The following is a 23,174-nucleotide window of genomic DNA, read 5'->3' as shown; positions in this document are numbered from 1 at the left end:
AATCTACGATAGAATATTGCTACCGCGTTTGTCGTTCAAATCCTCATCTCTAACTTAGTAATAGCTAATAAGTCGTTGGGGTAGCTGAAGTAGGTGAATCCGGGCGGTCCATTGTTTCGATGGGCAATACGATACCGCATCCGGTCGGTCGCTCCCGCTGCGTGAGTCACTCCATCTCGACCAGTCCCCGCGCAGCCAGTCGGGCGACCCGGAGGGGTTCCGGACGGCCGCCCTCTGGTGTGAACGCGCGGACGACATCCGCGGCGGCGCTGTCGTCGAGGCCGACGCTCCGGACGTACACCGTCTCGTCGTTCACCGTCACCGGTCGGCGTTCCGGCTGGGCACGGTAGGTCGCCAGCCGGTCCTGCACGACATCGGGGTCGTCGAACGCCTCGCGGATGGCTCCCGCAAGCCCCGGGGAGGATTCGAAGGTGACCGAGACGACCGGCAGGTCGGTGTGGTCGTGAATCTGTTCGAGGTCAAGTATGTTGAACCACGCCGGCGCGATACCCGCCACCAACAGGTAACGAACGTCCTCGCGGTCCAGTCGGTCGACCATCGCACACACCGTCTCGGTCGCGTCGCTCCCGCCGACTGTGGCAGTACTGAAAACAAAGCCGTCGGCCACTCTGCTGGCGCGGACGACGGCGCCAGCGAACTGACTGGTTTCCGCCCGATACGACTCCGCGACGCCGAGGGCCCGTGCCCCTGATTTCACGTGTTCTGGTTGTCCTTGATGTCTTCCAGTCTATCGAGTAGTTCGTCGTTCGACGCGGTGAACTCGTACTCGATGTCGCCCTCGTGGGCGTTTTCTTCAGCATCGAGGCCGTCCTCGTCCTCGAAGTCTGTGTCGTACTCCTGATTGTCTTGTTCCGATTCGTCGTAGCTCCCGAACCCCATGGTACGTGTACAACTATGACGTTCTTAGTGAAAAATCACTCGGCGACACTATCGTGTTTGATACTCGATATTTTCTCGACACTGTGAGTCGAGATACCCAATTCCGGTCGGGTTGCCGGCGGACAGTACACTCAAGCGGGCCGCGCCACAGGCTTCGTGTATGGACGTTCACAACGTCACCGCCGAGGCCGAGACGTTCACCTGCAACGCCTATCTCGCGACCGGCGAGCAGACGACGCTGGTCGACGCCGGCGCGATGCGCGGCGTCGTCGACGTCATCCGCGAGCACGTCGATACGCTCGACGCCGTCGTCTTGACCCACCAGCACGGCGACCACGTCCAGCAGCTCGACGCCGTCCTCGACGCCTTCGACGTGCCGCTGTACGCCTACAGCTCCCACCCGCGTCGGGACCACGAACTCGCCGACGGCGACACGCTCACGGTCGGTGACGAGGACTGTGAGGTCGTCTACACGCCGGGCCACGCCGACGACCACGTCTCGCTCGTCTCCGAGTCGTCCCTGTTCTCCGGCGACGTGGTCGTCCACGACGACGGCGCGTTCGAGGGCGGCTCCTTCGGCCGCACTGACCGCCCCGGCCAGTCCCGCGAGCGCCTCATCGAGAGCATCGAGCGCATTCTCGACCGAATGCCGGCAGGCGTCGAACATATGTACTCTGGCCACGGGGGCGTCTTCCACGGCGACGTCCGCGAGGTCGTCGAGCGCGCCCTCGAACGAGCCCAGCGCCGCGAGCCGAAGTACCCCGACGAGTAACCCCTCGAAACCGGCGCAACGCTCTAGTGATAGGGCCGATATTCGACTCCATGAACCAGCGACTTCTGACGGGGGCGGCCCTGGCGCTCTCCGGCGTCGTACTGGCCGCTATGCAGGTGTTCCATGCGTTCCAGCAGACCCGGATTCCGGTGGCGGTCGCGGTCGATGCGCTCCCCTTTGCGGCGATGGGGCTGGCGATAGCGTACGCGGGCGTCTGGCTCGCTCGCGACACGGTGTTCGAGGGGGCCACGTCCCGAGTGGCCGCGTGGGCCGCCGGCGGGACCGTGGCGTTTGCCGCCATCGCGGCGCTCCTGTTGTTCAGCCAGCGCGTGACCTCCGGCTCACTCGCCCGAGCGTCGTACCTGACGGTGGACCTCGTCACCGTCGGCGCGCTGGCGGGCGTTCTGGTCGGGCTGTACGACGCCCGGAGCCGCAGTCGGCTCCGCGAACTGGCGGCCGAGCGCGACCGCATCGAGGCCTTCGCTGGCAAGGCGGCCGACGTGAACAACTACGGACGCGCCATCGCCAGCGCCCCCAGCGTCGACGGCGTCGCCGCCTTCGTCGTCGAGGCCTTCGGGACGATGACCGGCATGGAGGAGACGGCCGTCATCCGGCTCAGGGACGGCGATGCAGTGGCGCTCGCGAACACTATTCGAACCGTGCCGGTCGACGTCGTCGGCTCGCTCGCACAGGAAGTCCGGACACAGCAACAGGGTGAGGTCACCGTTCACGACCGGCCGTTTTCCACCGACGTCCCCGAGTCTGTCACCGATTGCGTATCGGCAGTGGTTCTGGACGATGAAGGCACGACGACGGTCGTCATATCGGTCACGACGGACGGGACGGCTGTCGGGGAAGAAGATCAAAAGCTGCTGGAGCTCATCGTCTCACACGCGTCGGTTCGCATGGCGACGCTCGACCGGCAATCAGCGGACAGAGAACCCACTGAGAAGTAGCTGATTGGCGACGAACCGCCACCGAATGCCGGCGGCAACTGACCCGAAAATCAGGCGCTGCGGGTCTCTTTCGCCTTCGGACGCAGGTTGCCGTAGCCGCACTTCCGGCACTGCTGTGCGCGCTGTGGGTTCCGAGCGTTACACCGCATGCAGATCTGCTTGTTGAGGAGTCGGTCGGACGCAGTCTCGAAGCTAGCCATGCGCGCTTCTTTCCGGTGCGCGCGTTTAAGCTTTGAGTTTCGGTCCGGGAAGAATTCCGTGAGGGCTTTCTGGCCGTTTGCGAATATCGCGACACTTCAGGCCGCCGCCGGCTTTAGATGCCCGAGCGGCGAAGCCGGAGTATGTACGATCAGGTCGCGGACCTGTCGGTCACCGTCGAGAGCTGTACGTTCGAGCGGCTGGAGCGGGCGACTTCCAGCGGGTTCGACCGAGTAACGACCGTTATCCGGCTCTCCGGTGCGGGCGAGACCGGCAGCGGCGAGGACGTGACGTACACGACTGAAGCCCACGACGCGCTGCAGGACAGCGATACGTTGCAAGGTGCGGACTCTCCGCTGGCCGGCGAGTACTCCGTCGACTCGTTTTCCGCGGTACTGGAAGCGGCCGACCTGTGGCCCGCCCCTCCCGACGAGGAGCGCTTTCGCCACTACCGCCGCTGGGGGTTCGAGAGTGCGGCGCTTGACCTGGCGCTGAAGCAGGCCGACACGGACCTCGGGACGGCGCTCGGCCGGCAGTACGACCCGGTGAACTTCGTCGTCTCGACGCGGCTCTCTGACCCGGACGACGACACACCACCGACGGCTGACAGACTGGCGATGCTGTGCGAACGTTACGGAGACCTGGCGTTCAAGCTCGACTCCACGCCGTCTTGGAGCGAGGCGCTCGTCGACGAACTGACGGACTACGACGTTCGCGTGCTGGACCTGAAAGGGCTGTACGAGGGGACTGATGTCGATGTCGAGGCCGACCCGGAGTTCTACCGCCGCGTCGTCACCGGCCTCCCGGACGCGCTGGTCGAGGACCCCGACCTGACCGAGACGACCCGACCGATTTTCGACGGGTGGGAAGCGCGCGTCACCTGGGACGTGCCCATCACCGGTGTCGAGAGCATCGAGGCGCTGCCGTTCGAACCGACGTGGCTCAACATGAAGCCGTCCCGCTGTGGCACTGTCGAGTCGGTGCTCGAAACCATCGACTACTGTGAGCAACACGGTATCGATCTGTACGGCGGCGGGCAGTTCGAACTCGGCGTCGGCCGCGACCACATCCAGGCGCTGGCGTCGCTGTGCTACCCCGACGGCCCGAACGACGTCGCGCCCGGCGGGTACAACGACCCCGACCCGGACGCGGACCTGCCGACGAGCCCGCTTACGCCACCCGACGCGCCGGCTGGAATCGGGGCCGGGTTCTGGTAAGTACCCTGAAAAATGAAGGCGAAGCTACATTATTGTCTGGATGCTAACTACTTTCATGCGGTGCCAAGCCTGCGGAGAACGCATCGAAGATGTACTGGAGGCACACGCACGGCGGGCCTGTCCACACTGTGATGCGCCGCTCCTCGAAAAGCCAGCAACGCCCAAATGACTACTCCTCGGCGAGGTAGTCGTCCTGCACGTCGATGACGTCGCTCGAATCCTCGCAGTTCGCGTACCGCTCCAGTGGTTCCTCGTTCAGTTCCAGAAACGTGTGGCCCCAAGAGAACGTCGAGAGAATCCGCTCGGCGTGGTCGTGCTCCCCGAGAATGGCGAGCGCACCCGCGAAGGCTTCGACCGTATTGAGCTGAAAGGCCGTGCCGTAGTTGACCGGATTGCCGGCGACGAGGAACGGGAGCGAGCGATGCACCCCTTCGAGGTCGAACGCCTCCCGTTCGGCGGTCTCCCAGGAACAGTCGAGTGCAACCAGACGGCTGTGGCGAGCGCCGTCGCCGGCGGTCGGTCGGTCCGCCGGAGACAGTGCCTGCTCGGCGAAGGGGTTGAGCACGATGCCGGGCGGCGTCGACCGCGTCGCGCGGTGGAGTTCGGCCTCGTCCAGCCGGGCCAGTTTCCGCGCGCTACATTTGTCGGGGTCGTCGTCACCCTCGTACCGGACGTGCAGTTCCACACAAGCGCTACTACGCTGGCGAATAAAAGCGACTCGTTCAGTGACACTGTGCAAACACTGTTATAGCCGGGCTTGGTTGTACAACGTGTGCTTTCAGAGGGGACGGCGGCACCACTGTTCGAACTACCGGCGCTCGTCGACGGCGACTGCCAGCGAGTCGGGCTGTCCGACTACCTCGGCGAGGATGTCGTCATTCTGGCCTTCTATCCGGCGGATTTCAACCCGGCCTGTGACGACACCGCCTGTGACCTGGACGAACTCGACCTCTTCACGATGCAGAAGGACGTGAGCATCCTGGGTATCAGCCCGGATTCGGTGTACAGCCACCGGGCCTTTGCCGACCGCTACGGCCTGAACATCCCGCTGCTGTCCGACACTGACCACGATGTCGCACGCGAGTACGGGCTCGATTTCGTGGACGACATCGGCCAGCAGCTCATCGAGCGCGCCGTCGTCGTCATCGACCACGACGGCGACGTGCAGTACGCCTGGAGTACCGACGACCTTCAGGAACTCCCCCGTGTCGGGGAGATCAAGGACGCCATCGCCGACACTGGCGGCGACGACACCGCGTTCGCCCGCTACCGCGTCGGCCACGCCCACTACACGGAGGGTCGGCGCGCGTTCACGTCGGCGATGGGGGCCTTCCGCGAGTCGGAGTGGATGGTCGCACAGGGCGACTTCCAGCAGGCCCGCGAGGAGTTCGAAGCCGCCGAGGACCACTTCGACACCGCTGTCCGGTTCGTCGACGACGAGTCCCTGAAACCGATCTACGAGGACGCAAAGACAAAGGCGAACTCGCTGTGGCAGGCCAGCGACTGGCTCACACAGGCCGCTCGCGCCTACTCTAGCGGGAACGGAGCCGAGGGCCAGCAACTCCGGGACGACGCCGAGGGGCCGCTGGAAACCGCCCGCGGCTACGAGGAACCGCCCGACCCCGACGGTCCGTGGCCGCCGGACCTGGAGACGCTGGAAAAGGAGGAGGACGACGACCGGCCGGCGTTCCTCACACAGGACGAGACAGCTGTGGACACCTCGCTCGACGTGGATATCGACGAGGAAGTCGAACGGACAGACAGCGAACTGTCGGAGACAGCATCGTCGGCTACCGAGTCGGCGCTGGATTCGATGCCATCACCCGAAGCCGCCGATGCGGCCGACGAAATGCGAGACGCAGCCGACGGACCGGCGGCAGAACCAGCCGAGGAGACGACACCAGCGGGGACAGCTGACCAGTCGACGAATCCGCCGCCTTCGACCGACGAATCGACTGCACCCGTAGACCAACCGTCAGCGCCGGAATCTGAGGCGACGTCGGCCGGCGGCGCGCCGCCGGAGTCAGTGTCGGTACCCGACGGAGAGGGTGATATCTCGGACGTCGATGACGCCGATATCGAGGAGATACAGGCCGAACTGGCCGCCAGTGAAGCCGACACCGAGCCGACGGACCCGCTGGAAGAGACTCCGACCACGATGGTTGAGGCGCCACCCGACACGGTCATCGATGGAAACAACGACTCCGCGGCACAGGACACGCCGGACGGCGAGCAGTCGACTGCCGGCCCGTCGCCGGACGCCGCCGCCTCCGAGACGGAGACCGACGACGCAGTCGAACTTGATCTGGCCGACCCGATGGCCGACGACGGCGACACGGGAGCAGCGGTCGACCCCGAGCCGGACGACGGTTCGGGCCCGGAAACAGACGGCGAGCCATCTGACACGGAGAGCGATAGAGACACCCCTGAGGAACCCGAATCAGGCCCGTGACGCGACCCGATCTCCGTCAGCGTACACGGGCCTATTACCACGCCATCGACGGCGACGACTACGACCAGTTGGCCTCGCTGCTCGCCCCGTCGTTCGTCCACGACCGCCCCGATCAGACTATCGAAGGCCGGGACCGGTTCGTACAGTTCATGCGTGAAGAGCGACCCCAGACAGACACCACGCACCCGCTGGACGGCCTCTACTGTCGCCAGAAAGACAGCGCGGGTGAGTCGACCGACGGCGACGACACGACGACAGCCGAGGTCGTCGCCCGCGGCCGCCTGCTCGATACGGACGGCGAGTGCATCGTCGGTTTCGTCGACGTGTTCACGTTTGCCGGGGACGATATCGAGCGCATCGAGACGTACACGCGCTGAGGCTCGACTGCTTTCGGATTTGCTGTGTCACTGTCCCGGCAGCGACAGCCGAACGCCGTACGCCGACCCGTCGGTTTCGGTCCCGACGAACGCGTCCACGGACCACGGCGTCTCGCTGACCGCGGTGCGGAACCTCGACGGTGTGAGCAGTAGCAAGTCCGTCCATGGGCCGGCCAGCCCGTCGTACTCGACGCGGAAGGTCCGGTAGGCGACACCGGGCTGGGTGCGGTGGGCCGCGCCAGTCTCCGGGTCCGCCCGGTCGAGCGCGTCCACGTCGGCGACGAGACGGCCACCGGGCCGTGTCACCGCCGCCAGTTCGCTGAGCGTCGTCCGGAGGTCGGCCAGCGAACTGCCGAGGCCGAGTTGCTTGCCCAGGGCGACGACGGTATCGAACCCATTGCCCGGCGGCCGCCGGAGGTCGCCGACCACTGCGTCCGTGACCCCGCGCTCGCGGGCGAGCGCGACGGCCCCCGGACTCCGGTCGACGGCCAGCACGTCGTGGCCACGCTCCTGCAGCGCGAGCGCGTGCCGGCCGACGCCACAGCCGGCGTCGAGGACCCGTCCCGTCACCGCCGAGAACAGGTCCCGCTCGATGGGATGCCAGTCCGATGGCTGCTCGAAGTAGCCCGCCAGATGCGCCTCGGTCAAATCGTCGTCGTCGCGGCGATAGCGGGGCCGCTCGGCGAGGTCGTCGCGGCGGAAGTCCAGTACCATCTGCCCGAAAGCGTCGTCCGGCATACCTCGACGGTGCTGACGGACGAATATAATGGTGTGTTGAAATATGGTGCCGTGTAACGCACCGCATACGGGAACGCGGAACGCTGGCCGAACACAGCGGACCGCGGCCGCCTACTCCTTTTCGCCGGCACCGACGGCGCTCTCGCCGATTTTCTCGGAGCCTTCGATGACTTCCTGGCCGCCCATGTACGGGCGAAGGGGTTCGGGAACGGTGATGGTGCCGTCGTCGTTCTGGTAGTACTCCATGATGGCGACGAGGACACGCGGGACTGCCAGACCAGAGCCATTCAGCGTGTGGAGGTAGTCGGCGGATTCGTGCCGTTCGGGACGGTAGCGAAGGCCGGCGCGGCGCGCCTGAAAGTCCTCGAAGTTCGACACCGAGGAGACTTCGAGCCAGCGGCCGCCGCGGTCGGGGCCGTCCGCCATGTCGTCGCCGGGGGCCCACACCTCGATGTCGTACTTCTTGGCCTGTGTAAAGCCCATGTCGCCGGTACACATGTCGAGCACGCGGTAGGGCAGTTCGAGGCGGTCGAGCACTTCTGCGGCCTCGTCCAGCAGGCTCTCCAGCCGGTCGTAGCTGTTCTCAGGCCGGACGAAGTTGACGAGTTCGACCTTGTGGAACTGGTGGACGCGGACGTAGCCCCGCGTTTCGGTCCCGTGTTCGCCGGCTTCGCGGCGGAAGTTCGGCGAGAACGCCTGGTGCTTGACCGGCAGGTCGTCGTCCAGCAGGATCTCGTCGCGGTACATATTGGTGACCGGCACCTCCGCCGTCGGCAGCAGCCAGAGGTCGTCACTGTCGTAGTCGTCGTCCTGTCTGGCCCCGACGCGGTAGGCGTCCTCGTCGAATTTCGGGAGCTGGCCGGTCCCTTCCATCGAATCGGAGTTGACGGGAATCGGCGGAAGCACGTCGACGTACTCCTGCTCGCGGTGGACATCGAGCATGAACTGGATGAGGGCGTGTTCCAGACGCGCGCCCTCGCCCTTGACGAACTGGTAGCCGCCGCCGGACACCTTCGCGCCGCGCTCGAAGTCGAGCAGGTCCAGGTCCTCGCCGAGGTCGTAGTGTGGAATAACCTCGTCGGGCAGGTCCCGGAGGTCGTCGAACCCCTCGCGGTAGCGCTCGACGTTATCGGCCTCGCCCTCGCCGGTCGGGACCGACTCGTGGGGGACGTTCGGCAGTTCCAGCAGGGCTTCTTCCAACCGGGACTCCAGTTCGTCGGCGCGCTCCTCGACCTCCTGCAGTTCGTCTTTGAGTTCCTGCGAGCGGTCGATGGCCTCCTGTGCCTCCTCGTCCTTGCCGTCCTGTTTGAGCTGGCCGATCTTGCTCGACACTTCGTTGCGTTCTTGCCGGAGGCCGTCGCCTTCGGCCTTCAGTTCCCGCCACTCTTCGTCGATTTCGAGGATTTCGTCGAGGTCCACGCCCGTGACGCCCTTCCGTTCGATAGCGTCACGGACCGTCTCGGGGTGCTCCCGGACGAACTGTCTCGATAACATGGACGACGGTTCTCGACGGCAGAAATTAGTCGTGTCGGTCCCGCGGTGGGGCTGGCCCGACTGTCGACTTGTGCGTCTCCTCCGTTACGTTTCGCCGCCGACCTTGACCGCCAGCACCGGCACCGGTGAGGCCCGAACCACCGACTCGGTGACGCTGCCGATGAGTTCCTTGGACGGCCCGGTCCGCCCCTCCGTCGCCATCACGACGACGTCGATGTCGTTGCGCTCGACGTAGTCTACGACTTCCTCGTGGGGGACGCCCTGCTCGACCGCCGTGGTCACCGTGTCGATGCCGGCGTCTTCGGCCTGCGCGCGAAGGTCGTCGACGGCCTGCTGGCCGGCGGCGGCGAGGCGGTCGAAGATGCTGCTGTCCTCGAAATCGGGAATCTGCTCGACTACCTGCTCGGTTTCGAGGACGTGCAGCGCGTGCAGACTCGCGTCGTGGCGCTGTGCGAGGTCGATGGCGTGTTCGGCCGCGGTTACGGACCCCTCGGAGCCGTCGGTCGGAACGAGTACGGCGTCGTACATACAGTGGTGTTTCTGATTCCGGGTAAATGGCTTTGCCCTTCTTGACTATTGGTTGTCAGGACAGCCGCAGCACAACGGTTTTGCCCCCGCCGGTCACGAGGAAGTGTATGGGAATCGGTGACGTTTACGAGGTGACGGTCGGGGACTGCACAGACGTCCACTACGTCGACACCGGGATGTACGACGTAGCCGAGTACGGCTCCGTCTACATCATCGACGCCGAGCGGCCGGCGCTGGTCGACACCGGCATCGGCGCGCGCCACGAGAACATCCTCTCGGCGATGGAGTCGGTCGGTATCGCGCCCGAGAACCTGGAGGTCATCGCGGCGACGCACGTCCATCTGGACCACGCCGGCGGGGCCGGCTACCTCGTCGAGGACTGTCCGAACGCGACGGTGTACGTCCACGAGTCCGGAAAGCGACACCTCGTCGACCCCCAGCGGCTCTGGGAGGGGACCAAACACGCCGTCGGCGACCAGATCGAGTACTACGGGAAGCCGATTCCAGTCCCCGAGGACCGCATCGAGACGCTGTCCGACGGCGACGTGATCGACCTGGGCGACCACTCGCTGGACGTCATGCACGCGCCGGGCCATGCCCCACACCAGGTCGTCTTCTACGACCCCGTCGTCGACGGTGTGTTCACCGCCGACGCCGCCGGTATCTACACGCCGTCGACCGACGAGATGCACGTCACGACGCCGCCGGTCAACTTCACGCTGGAGGGGGCCCTCGACGACGTGGCGATGTTACAGGACCTCGACCCCGAAATCCTCATGTTCGGCCACTACGGCCCGGCCGAGACCGGTGACAAACTGGAGACGTACGCCGAGATTCTGCCCGAGTGGGTCGCCGAAGTCGAGCGCAAGCGCGAGGAACTCGACGACGACGAGGCTGTCATCGATTACTTCCTCGAGCGGGCCGACACCGACCTCTGGGGCGAGCGGAAGGGTCGCGCCGAGATGCGCTTGAACGTCCGGGGCGTGCTCGTGGCCCTCGACAACCGCGAAGCATAGCCAGCGTCACATCGGCCGTGGACTGGGCTCCCGATAGAGTCCTCGTGTACCGCTGAGTGAGTGCGTTTATACGAGGGCGACGCGATAGGCCGGACAGATGGAGGCCAACTGTGGCTGGTAGTTCGGGGATACTGATTCCGCTCGTCGCCGGCATCATCGGACTTGGCGTCCTTGCACAGGTCCTCGCCGCGCGCCTGCGCGTCCCCAGTATCATCTTCTATTTACTGGTGGGAGTCATCATCGGCCAGCCCGGACTGAAAATCATCGGTGACGGTACCTTTGGCGGGGCGCTGTCCGCCATCGTCGGCTTAGCGGTCGCAATCATCGTCTTCGAGGGGGCCTACCACCTCCGGTTCGACCGCCTGCGGGAGGCCCCGGCCGCGACGTTCAGGCTTGTTACCGTCGGTGCGGCCATCGCACTGGTGGGCACCGCTATCGCCGTCAAGTTCGCGTTCAACTCTGCGGCCGTCTCCTGGAACCTCGCGTTCCTGATCGGTGCGCTGCTGGTCGCCACCGGGCCGACGGTCATCACGCCGATTCTCAACGTCGTTCCAGTTCGGGACCGCGTCGCTGCCGCACTGGAGACGGAGGGGATCGTCAACGACGTGACCGCGGCGATCATCGCCGTCGTCATCTTCGAGACGGTCAACCCTGCGGCGTCGAGCGAGGGGCTGTTGCGGGCGTTCGCACTTCGACTGGGGACGGGGCTGCTCGTCGGTCTCATCGTCGCCGGCATCGTGTACTACCTCCTCCAGTACGTCGACCTCTCGCCCGGTGACGCACCGCGGAACTCCCGACTGCTCGTGCTCGCCGGGGCGCTCATCGCCTACGCGGGCGCGAACACGATAGCGACCGAAGCCGGCGTCGCCGCCGCCGCAACGGCGGGGATGGCGCTCGGGAACGTCGACCACCCCTACGAGGAAGACATCGAGGAGTTCAAAGGCGACATCACGCTGCTGGTGCTGTCGTTCGTGTTCATCGCACTGGCGGCGCAACTGGAACTCGCCTCGCTCATCGATGTCGGGCTGGCGGGCATCATCGTCGTCCTCGCCGTCGCGCTAGTCATCCGCCCGCTGCTGGTGTTCGTCTCGGCCGTCGGCGACCGGTTTACGACCAACGAGAAACTGTTCGTCAGCTTCGTCGGCCCGCGCGGTATTATTCCGGCATCTGTCGCCACGCTGTTTGCCGTCGAACTGAACGCTGCAGCCGAAGAGGTCACCGGGGCACAGGCCGAACTACTGGGGACGCAGGCGGATATCCTGCTGGGCACTGTCTTCCTCGTCATCTTTGCGACCGCCCTGTTCGAGGGTGGACTGGCGCGATTCATCGCGGAAAAACTGGATGTGATACCAATGCGAGTCATCATCGTCGGCGGCGGACAGGTGGGCCGAGCGCTCGCCGCACGCCTCGAAGACCGGGGCGAGAACGTCGTCATCATCGAGCAGGACGAAGAGAGCGTCGAACGAGCCCGCAACGAAGGCTATGCCGTCGAAATCGGCGACGGCACCGACACCGACATGTTGCGGTCGGCCGGGGCTGAAAACGCCAAGACTGTCGTCGCGGCGACCGGCGACGACGACGCGAACCTGCTGGTGTCTCAGCTTGCGAGTTCGAAGTTCGGTGTCGAGCGCGTCATCGCCCGCGCGAACAACCCGGACAACGTCGAGGCCTTCGAGGACCTCGGCGTCCGGACCATCTCCTCGGCGATGGCGACGGCCTGGGCCATCGACAACCAGATCGAGCGCCCGGCCATCGCCCACTGGATGACCGATATCGGTCGCAGCGGGGACGTTCAGGAGGTCGAGGTCAAGAACCCGGACCTCATCGGCAAGCCGATCAGCGAGGTCGGACCGATGCTGCCCGACGCCTGTCTGGTCGCGCTCGTCAGTGGCGAACTCCACGATAACGCCGAAGTACCCACGGCCGACTACGTCCTCGAAGAAGGCGACATGGTGACGCTGCTGGGCCGTCGGGAGTCCGTCCGCGACGGGATGAAAATGGTCAGTGGCGACTAGTCGTCGGTAAGCCGTGTAACGTCTGACTCGTCGACGCCTTCTGTCCACGGCGACTCGCCGCGGTCGCCGTCCGTCTTGTACGTGCCGCGAGCGCTCGCGATGTGATGGCCATCGGTGTCGTACACTTCTGCGTCGACGACGGAGACGCTCCCGCCGCTCCGGATTACCTCCGCCTCAGTCCGCAAATCGGCGGTTGCGGGCGCGAGGTAATCGATCCGCATGTCGACCGTCGGCGAGACGGTGCCGGATTGCGAGACGACGGCCGCCCCGCCGACGGTGTCGACGAGCGAGTACGTGACGCCACCGTGTGCGATTATCGACTCGGGGTTCGAGGAATGACCGTCTTCCAACGGGAGTTCGCCTGCTGCATAGCCGTCATCGACGGCCGTGATTTCCATCCCTAGCTGCTTGACAAACGGGATGTCATTGAACATCGACTGAAGACTCATGGCTATCTCAACGGAAGCGAGTCTGATAAGTCTCCGAGAACGAACAACAACGGGTCAGGTGTGGTCGGTTCTGCAGAACACGGCTTCCTGTCAGTCGCCCGCGACCGCTCCGTCCACGCTCTCTTCGTCCTCCGTGGCTTCTTCGGGGAGTAGATGCTCCGGGCGGCGCAGGTAGCTCGGTTTCTGTGCGAACGCTTCGATTCGCTCCCACTCCTCGGGTGTGATGTGACCGTCCATACACAGTACTCCTGGTTGACACTACTTTAATCCTTTTAATATCACCTAAAATTAATATTTAGAGAGGATCATCTACTGCCGGAACTGCCACCATCACAGTGCGTATCCGCTACCGAGAATGACGGCGTCAGTGTACTGGGGTGCCCCGCTACCGGCGTACTGCGCCCGCTCACTCCTCCTCTCAGCCATCCGGTGTCCTAATATGATTTTAGGCAGATATGTGGATAGTACTATATGTCTGCTGTCGCTACCGCATAGTATGCAACCAGAGCAGGCGACGTACGTGAAGAAAGCCTGCGCCTACATCACCAGAAACGGATCGGAACTCCTGGTGTTCGACGGGCCGGGCCACGACGGGCTACAGATACCGAAGGGAACCGTCGAACCGGGCGAAAAACCGAGGGCCGCCGTCCAACGGGAAGCCGTCGAGGAGAGCGGTCTCGCCTCCTTCGAGCGCCTGCAACACATCGCCACCGACGTCTGGACGCGTCGCGAATCGCCCCCGAAGCGGTACGTCCGGTCGTTCTACCACCTTCCCGTCCACGAGTCCCGGGACCACTGGGTGCACACTGTCACCGGGACGGGTGAGGAGCGCGGCGCGGAGTTCGAATTCTCGTGGGTCGACCTCCCGACCGACGCCACTTTCGCGCTCGACCTCGACGACTACATCCACTCACTGACGAGTCCTGCTGAGGCGACGGCGGCCGGCGATATGGCTGCCGATTAGCGACTGTCTTTTCTCTCATATCGTTCGCGCGAGCGCCTCACCGTTCGCAAACAACGGACTCGAAAACGATGGAACGCACTCGAAAACGACGGCCCGCGGTAGAGTACTGAAACTGCGCCGACCGCGACTGCTCAGGGCAGTCGGAACTCGATTGCCGCACCCTGGCCGAAGCCGACACACTCCGTCGCCAGGCCAAGTTCGGCGTCGCGGCGGTTCATCTCGTGGACGAGCGTCACCGGAAGGCGCGCGCCGGAGGCCCCGAGCGGGTGGCCGATGGCGATTGCGCCGCCGTTGACGTTGTAGATGTCGTCGTCGAAGCCGAGTTCGCGCTGGCAGTACAGGCACTGGGAGGCGAAGGCCTCGTTGAGTTCCACGAGGTCGTAGTCGTCCGTCTCACGGTCGGTGCGCTCGGTGAGTTTCCGGACGGCGGGGACCGGACCGATACCCATCACGGTCGGGTCGACGCCGGCGACTTCGTGGGAACCGATCTCCGCCAGGATGTCGAGCCCGCGGTCCTCCGCGAACTCGCGTGACGTGACCATCAGTCCCGCCGCGCCGTCGGAAACCTGCGAGGCGTTGCCGGGCGTGACTGACCCGTCCGACTTGAACACTGTCGGTAGCTGGGACAGCTTTTCGAGCGTGGTGTCGGGACGGATACCCTCGTCCGCTTTGAACTGCCCGTCATCGGTGTCGATGGGGACGATCTCGTCGTCGAACCGACCCGACTCCGTCGCGTCGGCGGCGCGCTGATGGCTCCGGAGCGCGTACTCGTCCTGTTCCTGCCGACTGACCGCCATCTCGCTGGCGACTTTCTCGGCGGTCATTCCCATCTGAAGCTCGCCGATGTTGTAGTGCTCGGCCAGCCGCGGGTGGACGTTGTGGGTGTTCTCGTCCATCTGCACGCGAGACATCGACTCCACGCCGCCGGCGATGAGCACGTCGCGCTGGCCGGCCGCGATGGCGTCGGCGGCCCGCATCAGCGCTTCGGCGGAGGACGCACACCAGCGGTTGATCGTCGACGCGGGGACGCTCTCGCCGAGGTCCGACAACAACGCGATGACCCGAGCCATGTTGTTGCCCTGTTCCCCGCGCTGCTGGGCACACCCCCACAGCAGGTCGTCGACGTCGTCGGCCTCGACGCCAGTCGACGCGAGCAACTGGTTGATAAGCGGCACCGAGAGGTCTTCGCTCCGGACGCCGGCGAGTGCGCCGTCCTCCTTTCCCTGTGGCGTTCTGACTGCATCCACGATGACAGGTGTGGGCATGGACAACGGAACGTCTCGGCCTGTGTTAAAACCTGACAAACTCTACACAGTGGGGGAACCGTTGTCTCCGACCGGGCCACCCGCTTCCCGCAACAGTCGAACAGTGGGCTCACTCCTGTTCGAACCCCGGCGGCAGGCCGGCGTGTCTGAGCCCTTCCTTTTCGTCGATGCGGAACCGGTAGACTGTGATGTCGCCGTCCTCGATGGCGTCCTCGAACAGCTCCGGCCGCCACGCCGTATCGAGCACGTCCGCGAGTTCGTCCCACTCGGACTCGGGGACGGCTTCGATACCGCCCTGTAGCAGGACGCTCTCCCAGTGGAACATCGACTCGACCTTGTACACGAGCACGGCCGCGTTCGCTGCCGCCTCGGTCAACTGTTGTTTGCGACTCGCCGACCCACCGATGAAGGTGAAATACAGCGAGCGGTCACCGTCGTACCCGAACGACAGGGGAATCATGTACGGTCCGTTCTCGGTCGGCAGGCCCAGCACGCCGACCCGCTGGTTCGACAGAAACGCCGCGATGTTGCTGTCGTCCATGCGCGTGAGTCCGGCCGCTTCGAGGGCATCTATTGTCATATAGGTGTAACTTCGACCGAACCCTGTTTAATTAATTCGGCTATTCCTCGCTACGGGGAATTGCCCGCCGGGGCGTCTCGGTCGCCGCTACTCTTCCTGTGTTGCACCGGGGGCGTGGCGCTTGATCCGCTCGATGGCGGCGACGGCTTTGTTGCGCTCGGCGTACCCCTCGCCGGAGTCAGCGATGATCTCGCCGTTCCGGTGGCGGAGCCGCCAGCGCCACTCGTTGCCCTTGTCCTCGTACACTTCGAACGCTGCGCTCCCGATATCCAGCAGGTCGGCGTCGGCGGCGTATGACTGGACCCGCTCGACGGCATCCATGGCTTTCGACCGGTTCGCGTAGCCTTCGCCGCTGTCGGCGACAAGTTCGCCGTTGGCCGCACGCAACCGCCAGCGCCACTCCTCGGCGTTGTCCTGATACACCTCGAAGCCGTCGTCGACCTCGGAGTCGGGCGCGAGTTCGCTCACCCGTCGGGCCGCCCGCCGGGCGTTCGACCGGGAGCTGTACCCCTCGCCACTGTCGGCGAGGATGTTGCCGTTGCGGTGGAGCAAGCGCCAGCGGAACTGGCCGGCGGCGTCGGCGTACACCTCGTAGGCGACGGGGTCGACCCTGAGATACGCCGCGCCGGGGACGTACGCGCGAACGCTCTGCAGCGCCCGTCGGACGTTCGACTTCGAGGCGTACCCCTCGCCGCTGTCGGCGAGGATGTTGCCGTTGTCGTGGCGCAAGCGCCAGCGGAACTCTCCGGCCGAATCCTCGAACAGTTCGAACGTCGCGTCGCTTTCGGGAGCCGGCACGACCGGCACGTCCTCGGCGGTGTCGTCCTCGGTCGCGTCTTCGAAGAAGACGACGGTCCCGCCGGCGGCGTTGGACTGGACGCTGCGGAGCCCCTGCATCGCCTTCTGGCGCGACGAATAGCCCTGTGCGCTGTCGGCGATGATATTGGAGTTCCGGTGGCGGAGCCGCCAGCGGTACTTGCCCGCCGAGTCCTCGTACAGTTCGAACGTCGCCTTGCTGTCCATCGCGGCCGCGATGGTGGCGTGGGCCGCGGCGAGTTCCGCCTCTGTCGCCTCGGTGACGGTCGCGAGTTCCTCGCGGGCGGCCTCGCTGGTCGCCAACTCCTCTGCCAGCCTGTTGCGCTTGCGGGTCGCTCGGTCGGCAACTTCAGACTGCTGTGTCGCTTCCCGGGACGCCTGGTCGGCGTCCTGTGTGGCTTGCTCGGCCACTTCGGTTGCTTCCTGCGCTGTCTGAACCGCCTCGTCGTAGGCTTCCTTCCGCCCGGTCAGCAGCGGGGAAACGACCGCACCGACTGCCATCAGCCCGAGGCCGACGATGTACAGCGTCACTGCCGGGTTCCCCTCGGGACCGGTCCAGTTCGACGGATAAAACGTGGTGAACCACACCATCGCGACCAGTCCGATTACGGCACCGAGATAGGTGAGTATCAGCCCACGCCGTGTCAGCGGCAGTCTGATCGTCGGTCCCGCAAACAGCAGTATGAGCCCGATAGCTCCCAGCAGATAGCCGAACTGCCGGGGCGTGCTCCGCGATGCTGTCAGGTAAAACAGAAGGAGGCCGACGATACCGAGTACGATGCCGATGACGAACAGCCAGTAGCCGTAGGCCTCGTCGTCGGTCGTCGGCTCGCCGATGCGGTTCCGATACACGCTGATTAATGTGTTATCAGTTGCCACGTTGGGAGTACACAGAGGGGGTATATTACCTTGGTGTCGGTCACCGGGGCTTCGAGTGACTTATACCGGTTGCGTGGTAACATCAGTGGGAATGAGCAATCCGGAACTGGATGTCGTTGAGTTTCTGCTGACGGCCACTATCTACAGCGAGCGGCGGGACCTCGAACCGGACGACCTCCCGGCCTCGTACCGGTCCGTCTTCTGGAGCGACGGCGAGATCGAACGGCCGCTGTCGGTCACCAACACGACCGCGAGCGAGGCCACCGGCGTCGAGCGGCCTTGGGCGGCCATCTCCGGCCTGATGTTCACCGACCGCGACGACTTCTCGGGGAGCATCTCCATGACGGACCGCGACCTCGCCGAGGAGTGGTTCCTCGAACGGGTCGACGCCGCGGCCCTCGAAGACAACCCGGTTCTGGCGAAAGCCTTCGAGGACCAGGTCGAGGGTGCGGATTACGAGCGGGCCCGCGAGCAGAACCGACCGTCGCGCGCCGACCGCGCGTTCATCGACGCCAAACTGGAGGAGGCGTTCGACACCGACGACGAGGACGACGAGGAGATGCTGGACCTGGTCGACGTGCGCGCCCCCGAAGAGGTGGAGATGACCCTGGCCGACCTGGTGTTGACGACCGACCAGGAAGACGAGATTCAGAAAATCGTCAAAGCCATCGAGCACCGCGACTACCTCGCCCGTATCGGCCTGCGAGAGATCGGCAAACTCCTCTTTGTTGGTCCGCCGGGGACCGGCAAGACGAGCGTCGCCCGGGCGCTGGCCCACGACCTCGACCTCCCGTTCGTCGAGGTGAAGCTGTCGATGATCACCAGCCAGTACCTCGGCGAGACGGCCAAGAACGTCGAGAAGGTGTTCGAGGTCGCAAAGCGGCTCTCGCCGTGTATCCTGTTCATGGACGAGTTCGACTTCGTCGCCAAGACCCGGTCCTCCGACGAACACGCCGCCATCAAGCGCGCCGTCAACACCCTGCTGAAGAGCATCGACGAGATATCCCTGATTCAGGACGAGGTGCTGCTCATCGGCGCGACGAACCACCCGGACCAGCTCGACGCCGCCGCCTGGCGGCGCTTCGACGAGATTGTCAACTTCCCCAAGCCAGACCACGGGATGCGCGCGGACATCCTTCGTATCGTCACCCAGCAGATGGAGATCGACGACTTCGACCCCGAGACGCTGGCGGAGCTAACCGAGGGGCTGACCGGCAGCGACCTCCGACTCGTGCTCCGTGAGGCCGTCCTCAACGCCCTGACCGAGGAACGGACCACGCTCACGCAACAGGATCTCGAAGACGCCATCATCGACTTCGAGGAGCGGGACAACCTCAAGAACATGGACATGATGGACGGCGACGCCGACGCGCTCGTGGCCGGGAGCGGCGGCTTCTCCGGTGACGGCGGCAGCGATCACGACCACGATCACGACCACTGAGCGGCGTCTCACTTGTTTAAGCGTCCGTTTTGGCCGTCGGTACCAGCGATTTACTTATCAATACAGGGGACATTCCCTGTAGCCATGGCTGACGACGACGTGTTCACCGAGACAGACGACCCCGCGGAGTCGTGGGTCGACGTTCGCATGACCGACCCCGACGAAGGCGAGTGGGACGTAGACGTGGTTATCGCCGGGAAACAGGTCGAGTACGTCGACCTGCGCATCCGACCGGCGCTGCTCGAAGGGTTTTTCGACTGCCTGTTCGACGACCTCTCCGACGAGCGCGCACAGTCCCTGCTGGCGGCGACGATGGAACGACAGGGCGTCGATCCGGAGGACATCGCCGACACCCAGTAACGAAAGCGAGGGGCTTAGGCGGGTCGCCCTCCGAAGGGACGGTAATGGAGGTCACGCTGCTTGGGACCGGCGACACGACGGGGACGCCGACTGTCCAGTGCGACTGCGAGACGTGTGAACGGGCGCGCGACCCCGACCAGGAACTCCGGGCCCGCGTCCGCGAGCGCGGCATCGACCCGACCGGGGGCGTTGAGCGGTCGCGGTTCTCCGTGGCCGTGGCGAACGACGAAACCGGGGAGTCGCTGCTCATCGACCTGAGCCCGGACTTCCGCCACCAGTTCCTCCGCGAGTCGGTCCCGCTGCCGGACGCGGCTATCGTCACGCACGTCCACTTCGACCACCTCGACGGCCTCGGCAACGCCTATCGCCTGTTCGACGAACTTCCGGTCCACGCCGCCGACGAGACAGACCCGGTGACCGGCGAGAGCGTCGCCGAGGGCGTCCGGAGCCGCTATGACTACCTCGATACGGTGTCGGTCCACGCACAGACCCCCTTCGAGCCGTTCACCGTCGCTGGCTTCGAAGTGACGCTCGTCCCGGTCACCCACCCGCCGCTTTTGTGCTACGGCCTGCGAATCGAGGAACCACAGACCGGCGCGGTGCTGTCGATTTCAGGCGACACCTGCTACGACGTGCCCGACCGCTCGAAATCCGTGCTGACCGGGGCCGACCTCGCGCTCGTCGAGGGCATCGTCCATCCGGCAGCCTGCGAGTATCACCCGAAAGGCGGTACGCACCACGACGAGGACGGCGTTCCGCGGACCTTCGGGACGAAACACATGACCCTGACCGGTGCACGGGACTTCGCCGCCGACATCGGGGCCGACGACTACCGCATCGTCCACACCGCGCACTACGTCCCCGCGGACAGGGCCTTCGCCGACGACATCGGACTCGACGGCGAGCGGTTCACGCTCTAATGGCCCGTTCGGCTCCGTGAAACAGGCCGTAGCTTATAGGTACTGGCGGATAATGCCGCCGTATGGACAGGCGCGGCATCGCGGAGGTCGGTGGGCTGTCGCTGGGTGGCGGCGTCTTCGCAGTCGCCGCCCAACAGGGCATCGTGGGCAGCATCGACTGGGTGCTCGTCGTCGGACTGGTGGCCTGCATCGGGCTCGCGGCCGCGGCGAACTATCAGGCCAGAAGGAAGCACGCGGCGCAGGTCGCAACCGAGGCTCCGACGGTGACCGAAGACAACTACGAACAGCACGGCCGTCCGACCGCTGGCGATGGCGGCGTCCCGCCCGATAACGCGTCGTCAAGCGACGACGACCGGTAGCGTTGACGACTTTTCCTAGCCGAACCGATCCAGTCCCGACTGGCGACGCCTGCGCCCGTCGGGGTCCGCCCGCCACGGCGTCCGCTCGGCCCGGAGCGAGTCGCCGTCGACGGCCGGCGGGTCGGCCGCCTCGTAGCCCCCGCAGTCCGGGCCGCATTCGTCGCTCTCGCGGACAGCTCGATCCTTCCACTGGCAGTACGGACTCCCGTCGCTGTCGGGCGAACAGTGGTCACACGCTGGGTAGTCGAAACTCCGCCATCCCTTGCCGTAGGCTCGCTCGGCCAGTTTTCGACGCGCGCGGGCCTTTTCAGCGGAATCGACGATCCGCACGTCCGTCCGGACCGGCCCCTCCTCCAGCAGTTCGACGCCGGTATCGTCGGTCGGCAGTGGTGTCGCCTTCCGACGGACGTCTATCGTTCCGCTGTCGGCGTCGAACCGCCAGACGCCGACTTCGTCGGGGATCCGGTTGAGGTGGGCTCCAGTGACGTAGGAGGCCGTCGCCAGCACGACGCGGTCGGCGAGCGCGAGCGACACGTCGGTCCGCAGTTGCGATTCGAGGTCGCCGGGCCGGCCCAGGTCCGGCTTGTTCTCGATGGCGACGATTTCGCCGACCCAGTCGGGGTATCGCGTCGTCTGGCGGACGTACGTCCGACCGCCGCGACGCTCGCGCTCGAAGAACCCTCGCTCGACCGCCAGTTCGACGGCCCGTTCGGCGCGGTCGGGGTGGCAGTCGAAGGCGTCCTTCCAGTACCGCGCCCGACCCGGACCGACGTCGCTCTCGATGGCGGCTGTCGGGAGCCGCTCGGCGGTGATGGCCGCCCGCTCCTCGAACTCCGGTCCCGGCTCGACGACGACGGTATCGAGCACTCGCCGGCCGTGGACCGCGCCGCCGAGCTGGCGGCTCACCAGGTGGCCCTCGCGTTCGAGGTGGGCACACAGCGCCAGTTCGAAGTCAAACTCCCGCACGGCCGGACGGAGGGCTGGGACGGGCAAAAGCCCCGCGCCCGGTTACCGCATAGCGACGAAGAGACAGGCCAGCGCCGCCAGCACAAGGACCGGACTCAGTGAGAGTATCGCCAGGAAGCCGAGATACACAGTCAGCACTCCGAGGAGGGAACGAACGGTCAGCGGCGGATACGTCGGTCTGTACAGTTCGGGGTCGGCGTAGGGCGCAGGCTGGTACATTACAGTGAAACGATGGTCCCGAAACGCGATAAGTATAATCTGAATGATATTTCTGCGGGAGATGCGTACCGGCCCTCTCCTGAAGACGATTTCAGTCAGCGGGAAAATAGCTCGCTGGGCACAGCCCCAACCGTATATCCGGCGGGTCGGCTCAGTGCCCGCAGGCCTGCCGCTCGAACTCGACTGGCTGGAGGTCCCTGTCCAGATAGGCGGTCAGTTCCGCCTCGGCCAGCGGAATCCGGACCGCGAGTCGCCACGGGTCGGTGCCTTCGACGGTCGTGTACTGGTCGTCGACACACCAGGGGAGCGTCCAGTAGGGGCGACTCGACAGGTCGACGCCGTGGTCGTCGTAGAACGCCGTGACGCGGGAGTCGTCCAGTAGTGTCAGCCCGACGGGCGAACAGAGTTCGTGCCGACACTGTTCACAGACGAACTCGGCGCGGACCGACACGTCGAGACAGCAGTCGCCATCACGAGATATATCTGTCCGCATTCGGCCGGCGCAGTCCGGGCAGACGCCGTCAGCGGCCAGACAGTGGAGGTGTCGCACCCGCTCGGCGAAGGCCGTCGCGACTTCCGCCGGTGTCCGGTCGACCAGGCCGCCCGGCGGGAACGGATACTCGCCATGGGCCTTCCCGCAGTCTTCGCAGTCGATAGCGAACTGTTCGTCGGCGTACTCGGCCAGCAGGCCGCCGCCACACCGCGTACAAGCGCCGGTCACCCGGAACGGGTCGATGTCGGGCGTCCGTGTGAACGTTCCCGCCCGCACCGCACGGATGACCTGCGCCCCGGCGTGTCGGAGGTCGTACCCGTCCGCTCCCTGGCTGACGAACTGGCCGGTGAGCTCCTGCAGGTGATAGTTGAACTGCCCGCTGTCGGACAGATCCACGGCATCAAACAGTTCCGAGAAGCGAACCGGGCGGTCCTCAGCGCGCCACAGCGCCTCGAGGATGTCCAGGCGCGTCTCGCTCGCGATGACCGAAAACGCCGTCGCCGGGTCCATGTTGGCGTCCGTTTCGGGGGACTCATCGACTCGCATCGTGCGTGGACTTGTTCCCCTGGGAACAAAAGCGTTCACAGAAACACAGTTACGTAACACTTCTGACGGGAGCGGGCTGTAGCCACGCTCGCCTCAGCGGCGGACTCTCACTCACCAAACCGGAGCTATCGGAACGGCGACTGCCGGCGTGACATCCGACTCGTACAGCTTGTCGCTCGCACCAACCGACAGGGGTCGCGTCGCTATATCGAGGGCGATACCGAGCAATATGGTGACGTTGCCGCCGTCAGCAG

The 23,174-nt window shown here is 65.3% G+C and carries 27 protein-coding genes; 12 read left to right on the top strand and 15 right to left on the bottom strand.

Translation table 11 applies throughout. From position 1 onward, the window contains the following. Positions 1 to 166: 166 nt before the first annotated feature. Both C442_RS00760 and C442_RS00755 read right to left on the bottom strand, forming a co-directional pair. Positions 167 to 718 (bottom strand): endonuclease dU, encoded by a 552-nt coding sequence (locus C442_RS00760; RefSeq protein ID WP_008307100.1) that lies wholly within the window; start codon positions 716 to 718, stop codon positions 167 to 169. Continuing rightward, positions 715 to 900 carry a DUF5786 family protein gene (locus C442_RS00755; RefSeq protein ID WP_004515979.1) on the bottom strand — a complete coding sequence of 62 codons (186 nt, stop codon included), beginning with the start codon at positions 898 to 900 and terminating at the stop codon, positions 715 to 717. Before C442_RS00755 ends, C442_RS00760 begins: the two co-directional genes overlap by 4 nt. A 160-nt stretch (positions 901 to 1,060) precedes the next feature. On the opposite strand from C442_RS00755, the gene C442_RS00750 reads away from it, so the two are divergent. Both C442_RS00750 and C442_RS00745 read left to right on the top strand, forming a co-directional pair. Next, positions 1,061 to 1,672, top strand: coding sequence for an MBL fold metallo-hydrolase (locus C442_RS00750; protein WP_008307099.1), 612 nt, complete (start codon positions 1,061 to 1,063; stop codon positions 1,670 to 1,672). Between the two features lie 50 nt (positions 1,673 to 1,722). Continuing rightward, a complete protein-coding gene (locus C442_RS00745; protein WP_008307098.1) occupies positions 1,723 to 2,628 on the top strand; it encodes a hypothetical protein in 906 nt (301 codons plus the stop codon). Positions 2,629 to 2,678: 50 nt separating this feature from the next. Here C442_RS00745 and C442_RS20710 read toward each other — a convergent pair whose 3' ends face one another. Continuing rightward, entirely contained in the window at positions 2,679 to 2,828 is a 150-nt protein-coding gene (locus C442_RS20710; protein ID WP_004960523.1) for a 50S ribosomal protein L40e, read from the bottom strand. Positions 2,829 to 2,969: 141 nt separating this feature from the next. Between C442_RS20710 and C442_RS00740 the strand changes: the two genes are divergently transcribed. Then, on the top strand, positions 2,970 to 4,043 hold the full coding sequence (locus C442_RS00740) for an enolase-like domain-containing protein (protein WP_008307095.1): 1,074 nt from the start codon (positions 2,970 to 2,972) through the stop codon (positions 4,041 to 4,043). Positions 4,044 to 4,212: 169 nt separating this feature from the next. On the opposite strand, the gene C442_RS00735 is transcribed toward C442_RS00740, so the two are convergent. Beyond that, positions 4,213 to 4,728, bottom strand: coding sequence for a DUF367 family protein (locus C442_RS00735; protein ID WP_008307093.1), 516 nt, complete (start codon positions 4,726 to 4,728; stop codon positions 4,213 to 4,215). A gap of 87 nt (positions 4,729 to 4,815) precedes the next feature. Here C442_RS00735 and C442_RS00730 point away from each other — a divergent pair, with 87 nt between their 5' ends. Beyond that, positions 4,816 to 6,495, top strand: coding sequence for a redoxin domain-containing protein (locus C442_RS00730; RefSeq protein ID WP_008307092.1), 1,680 nt, complete (start codon positions 4,816 to 4,818; stop codon positions 6,493 to 6,495). After that, complete coding sequence (locus C442_RS00725; RefSeq protein ID WP_008307091.1) at positions 6,492 to 6,872, top strand: nuclear transport factor 2 family protein; 381 nt, start codon at positions 6,492 to 6,494, stop codon at positions 6,870 to 6,872. The genes C442_RS00730 and C442_RS00725 overlap by 4 nt, the downstream gene beginning before the upstream one ends. 27 nt (positions 6,873 to 6,899) lie before the next feature. Here C442_RS00725 and C442_RS00720 read toward each other — a convergent pair whose 3' ends face one another. The 3 genes from C442_RS00720 to C442_RS00710 form a co-directional block, all read right to left on the bottom strand. Further along, positions 6,900 to 7,610, bottom strand: a complete 711-nt coding sequence (locus tag C442_RS00720; protein ID WP_008307090.1) for a class I SAM-dependent methyltransferase — start codon at positions 7,608 to 7,610, stop codon at positions 6,900 to 6,902. A 111-nt stretch (positions 7,611 to 7,721) separates the two neighbouring features. After that, entirely contained in the window at positions 7,722 to 9,104 is a 1,383-nt protein-coding gene (gene serS, locus C442_RS00715; protein WP_008307089.1) for a serine--tRNA ligase, read from the bottom strand. A gap of 84 nt (positions 9,105 to 9,188) precedes the next feature. Then, complete coding sequence (locus C442_RS00710; RefSeq protein WP_008307088.1) at positions 9,189 to 9,632, bottom strand: universal stress protein; 444 nt, start codon at positions 9,630 to 9,632, stop codon at positions 9,189 to 9,191. A 107-nt stretch (positions 9,633 to 9,739) separates the two neighbouring features. Here C442_RS00710 and C442_RS00705 point away from each other — a divergent pair, with 107 nt between their 5' ends. Together C442_RS00705 and C442_RS00700 are read left to right on the top strand one after the other, a co-directional pair. After that, positions 9,740 to 10,648, top strand: coding sequence for an MBL fold metallo-hydrolase (locus C442_RS00705; protein ID WP_008307087.1), 909 nt, complete (start codon positions 9,740 to 9,742; stop codon positions 10,646 to 10,648). A 110-nt stretch (positions 10,649 to 10,758) separates the two neighbouring features. Further along, positions 10,759 to 12,663: a cation:proton antiporter domain-containing protein gene (locus C442_RS00700; protein ID WP_008307086.1), complete on the top strand. Its 1,905-nt coding sequence runs from the start codon at positions 10,759 to 10,761 to the stop codon at positions 12,661 to 12,663. On the opposite strand, the gene C442_RS00695 is transcribed toward C442_RS00700, so the two are convergent. Beyond that, on the bottom strand, positions 12,660 to 13,112 hold the full coding sequence (locus C442_RS00695; RefSeq protein WP_008307085.1) for a PaaI family thioesterase: 453 nt from the start codon (positions 13,110 to 13,112) through the stop codon (positions 12,660 to 12,662). The genes C442_RS00700 and C442_RS00695 overlap by 4 nt on opposite strands. Before the next feature lie 90 nt (positions 13,113 to 13,202). Next, positions 13,203 to 13,349, bottom strand: a complete 147-nt coding sequence (locus C442_RS21980; RefSeq protein ID WP_008307084.1) for a hypothetical protein — start codon at positions 13,347 to 13,349, stop codon at positions 13,203 to 13,205. Positions 13,350 to 13,608: 259 nt separating this feature from the next. On the opposite strand from C442_RS21980, the gene C442_RS00690 reads away from it, so the two are divergent. Next, positions 13,609 to 14,076: an NUDIX hydrolase gene (locus C442_RS00690; protein WP_008307083.1), complete on the top strand. Its 468-nt coding sequence runs from the start codon at positions 13,609 to 13,611 to the stop codon at positions 14,074 to 14,076. A 131-nt stretch (positions 14,077 to 14,207) separates the two neighbouring features. Here the strand turns inward: C442_RS00690 and C442_RS00685 are convergent, their stop codons facing one another. From C442_RS00685 to C442_RS00675, 3 genes are all read right to left on the bottom strand, one after another. Further along, positions 14,208 to 15,341 carry a thiolase family protein gene (locus tag C442_RS00685; RefSeq protein ID WP_008307082.1) on the bottom strand — a complete coding sequence of 378 codons (1,134 nt, stop codon included), beginning with the start codon at positions 15,339 to 15,341 and terminating at the stop codon, positions 14,208 to 14,210. 109 nt (positions 15,342 to 15,450) lie between these two features. After that, entirely contained in the window at positions 15,451 to 15,921 is a 471-nt protein-coding gene (locus tag C442_RS00680) for a pyridoxamine 5'-phosphate oxidase family protein (protein WP_049942749.1), read from the bottom strand. 87 nt (positions 15,922 to 16,008) lie between these two features. Next, on the bottom strand, positions 16,009 to 17,589 hold the full coding sequence (locus C442_RS00675; protein ID WP_008307080.1) for an HVO_2922 family protein: 1,581 nt from the start codon (positions 17,587 to 17,589) through the stop codon (positions 16,009 to 16,011). A gap of 118 nt (positions 17,590 to 17,707) precedes the next feature. Between C442_RS00675 and C442_RS00670 the strand changes: the two genes are divergently transcribed. The 4 genes from C442_RS00670 to C442_RS00655 all read left to right on the top strand — a co-directional run bounded on the left by C442_RS00670 (position 17,708) and on the right by C442_RS00655 (position 20,696). Beyond that, entirely contained in the window at positions 17,708 to 19,057 is a 1,350-nt protein-coding gene (locus C442_RS00670) for an ATP-binding protein (protein WP_008307079.1), read from the top strand. Between the two features lie 84 nt (positions 19,058 to 19,141). Then, positions 19,142 to 19,417 carry a hypothetical protein gene (locus tag C442_RS00665; RefSeq protein ID WP_008307078.1) on the top strand — a complete coding sequence of 92 codons (276 nt, stop codon included), beginning with the start codon at positions 19,142 to 19,144 and terminating at the stop codon, positions 19,415 to 19,417. A 44-nt stretch (positions 19,418 to 19,461) separates the two neighbouring features. Next, positions 19,462 to 20,337, top strand: a complete 876-nt coding sequence (locus tag C442_RS00660) for an MBL fold metallo-hydrolase (RefSeq protein WP_008307077.1) — start codon at positions 19,462 to 19,464, stop codon at positions 20,335 to 20,337. 62 nt (positions 20,338 to 20,399) lie between these two features. After that, positions 20,400 to 20,696, top strand: a complete 297-nt coding sequence (locus C442_RS00655; RefSeq protein ID WP_008307076.1) for a hypothetical protein — start codon at positions 20,400 to 20,402, stop codon at positions 20,694 to 20,696. Positions 20,697 to 20,711: 15 nt separating this feature from the next. On the opposite strand, the gene C442_RS00650 is transcribed toward C442_RS00655, so the two are convergent. From C442_RS00650 to C442_RS00645, 3 genes are all read right to left on the bottom strand, one after another. Then, positions 20,712 to 21,662 (bottom strand): DUF5787 family protein, encoded by a 951-nt coding sequence (locus tag C442_RS00650; protein ID WP_008307075.1) that lies wholly within the window; start codon positions 21,660 to 21,662, stop codon positions 20,712 to 20,714. A gap of 42 nt (positions 21,663 to 21,704) precedes the next feature. Further along, positions 21,705 to 21,881, bottom strand: coding sequence for a hypothetical protein (locus C442_RS21975; RefSeq protein ID WP_008307074.1), 177 nt, complete (start codon positions 21,879 to 21,881; stop codon positions 21,705 to 21,707). A gap of 151 nt (positions 21,882 to 22,032) precedes the next feature. Continuing rightward, positions 22,033 to 22,920 carry a winged helix-turn-helix domain-containing protein gene (locus tag C442_RS00645; RefSeq protein WP_008307072.1) on the bottom strand — a complete coding sequence of 296 codons (888 nt, stop codon included), beginning with the start codon at positions 22,918 to 22,920 and terminating at the stop codon, positions 22,033 to 22,035. Positions 22,921 to 23,174: the final 254 nt, after the last annotated feature.

Origin of the sequence: Haloarcula amylolytica JCM 13557 (genome assembly GCF_000336615.1) — an archaeon.
In the GTDB taxonomy this organism is placed as follows: domain Archaea; phylum Halobacteriota; class Halobacteria; order Halobacteriales; family Haloarculaceae; genus Haloarcula; species Haloarcula amylolytica.
This window is presented reverse-complemented; position numbering and strand designations above follow the sequence as displayed.

Coding starts and splice junctions, on each gene's coding strand:
- C442_RS00755 (WP_004515979.1), bottom strand. CDS start 900: ATGGGGTTCGGGAGCTACGACGAATCGGAACAAGACAATCAGGAGTAC.
- C442_RS00750 (WP_008307099.1), top strand. CDS start 1,061: ATGGACGTTCACAACGTCACCGCCGAGGCCGAGACGTTCACCTGCAAC.
- C442_RS00745 (WP_008307098.1), top strand. CDS start 1,723: ATGAACCAGCGACTTCTGACGGGGGCGGCCCTGGCGCTCTCCGGCGTC.
- C442_RS20710 (WP_004960523.1), bottom strand. CDS start 2,828: ATGGCTAGCTTCGAGACTGCGTCCGACCGACTCCTCAACAAGCAGATC.
- C442_RS00740 (WP_008307095.1), top strand. CDS start 2,970: ATGTACGATCAGGTCGCGGACCTGTCGGTCACCGTCGAGAGCTGTACG.
- C442_RS00720 (WP_008307090.1), bottom strand. CDS start 7,610: ATGCCGGACGACGCTTTCGGGCAGATGGTACTGGACTTCCGCCGCGAC.
- serS (WP_008307089.1), bottom strand. CDS start 9,104: ATGTTATCGAGACAGTTCGTCCGGGAGCACCCCGAGACGGTCCGTGAC.
- C442_RS00710 (WP_008307088.1), bottom strand. CDS start 9,632: ATGTACGACGCCGTACTCGTTCCGACCGACGGCTCCGAGGGGTCCGTA.
- C442_RS00705 (WP_008307087.1), top strand. CDS start 9,740: ATGGGAATCGGTGACGTTTACGAGGTGACGGTCGGGGACTGCACAGAC.
- C442_RS00695 (WP_008307085.1), bottom strand. CDS start 13,112: ATGAGTCTTCAGTCGATGTTCAATGACATCCCGTTTGTCAAGCAGCTA.
- C442_RS21980 (WP_008307084.1), bottom strand. CDS start 13,349: ATGGACGGTCACATCACACCCGAGGAGTGGGAGCGAATCGAAGCGTTC.
- C442_RS00690 (WP_008307083.1), top strand. CDS start 13,609: ATGCAACCAGAGCAGGCGACGTACGTGAAGAAAGCCTGCGCCTACATC.
- C442_RS00685 (WP_008307082.1), bottom strand. CDS start 15,341: ATGCCCACACCTGTCATCGTGGATGCAGTCAGAACGCCACAGGGAAAG.
- C442_RS00680 (WP_049942749.1), bottom strand. CDS start 15,921: ATGACAATAGATGCCCTCGAAGCGGCCGGACTCACGCGCATGGACGAC.
- C442_RS00670 (WP_008307079.1), top strand. CDS start 17,708: ATGAGCAATCCGGAACTGGATGTCGTTGAGTTTCTGCTGACGGCCACT.
- C442_RS00665 (WP_008307078.1), top strand. CDS start 19,142: ATGGCTGACGACGACGTGTTCACCGAGACAGACGACCCCGCGGAGTCG.
- C442_RS00660 (WP_008307077.1), top strand. CDS start 19,462: ATGGAGGTCACGCTGCTTGGGACCGGCGACACGACGGGGACGCCGACT.
- C442_RS00655 (WP_008307076.1), top strand. CDS start 20,400: ATGGACAGGCGCGGCATCGCGGAGGTCGGTGGGCTGTCGCTGGGTGGC.
- C442_RS21975 (WP_008307074.1), bottom strand. CDS start 21,881: ATGTACCAGCCTGCGCCCTACGCCGACCCCGAACTGTACAGACCGACG.
- C442_RS00645 (WP_008307072.1), bottom strand. CDS start 22,920: ATGCGAGTCGATGAGTCCCCCGAAACGGACGCCAACATGGACCCGGCG.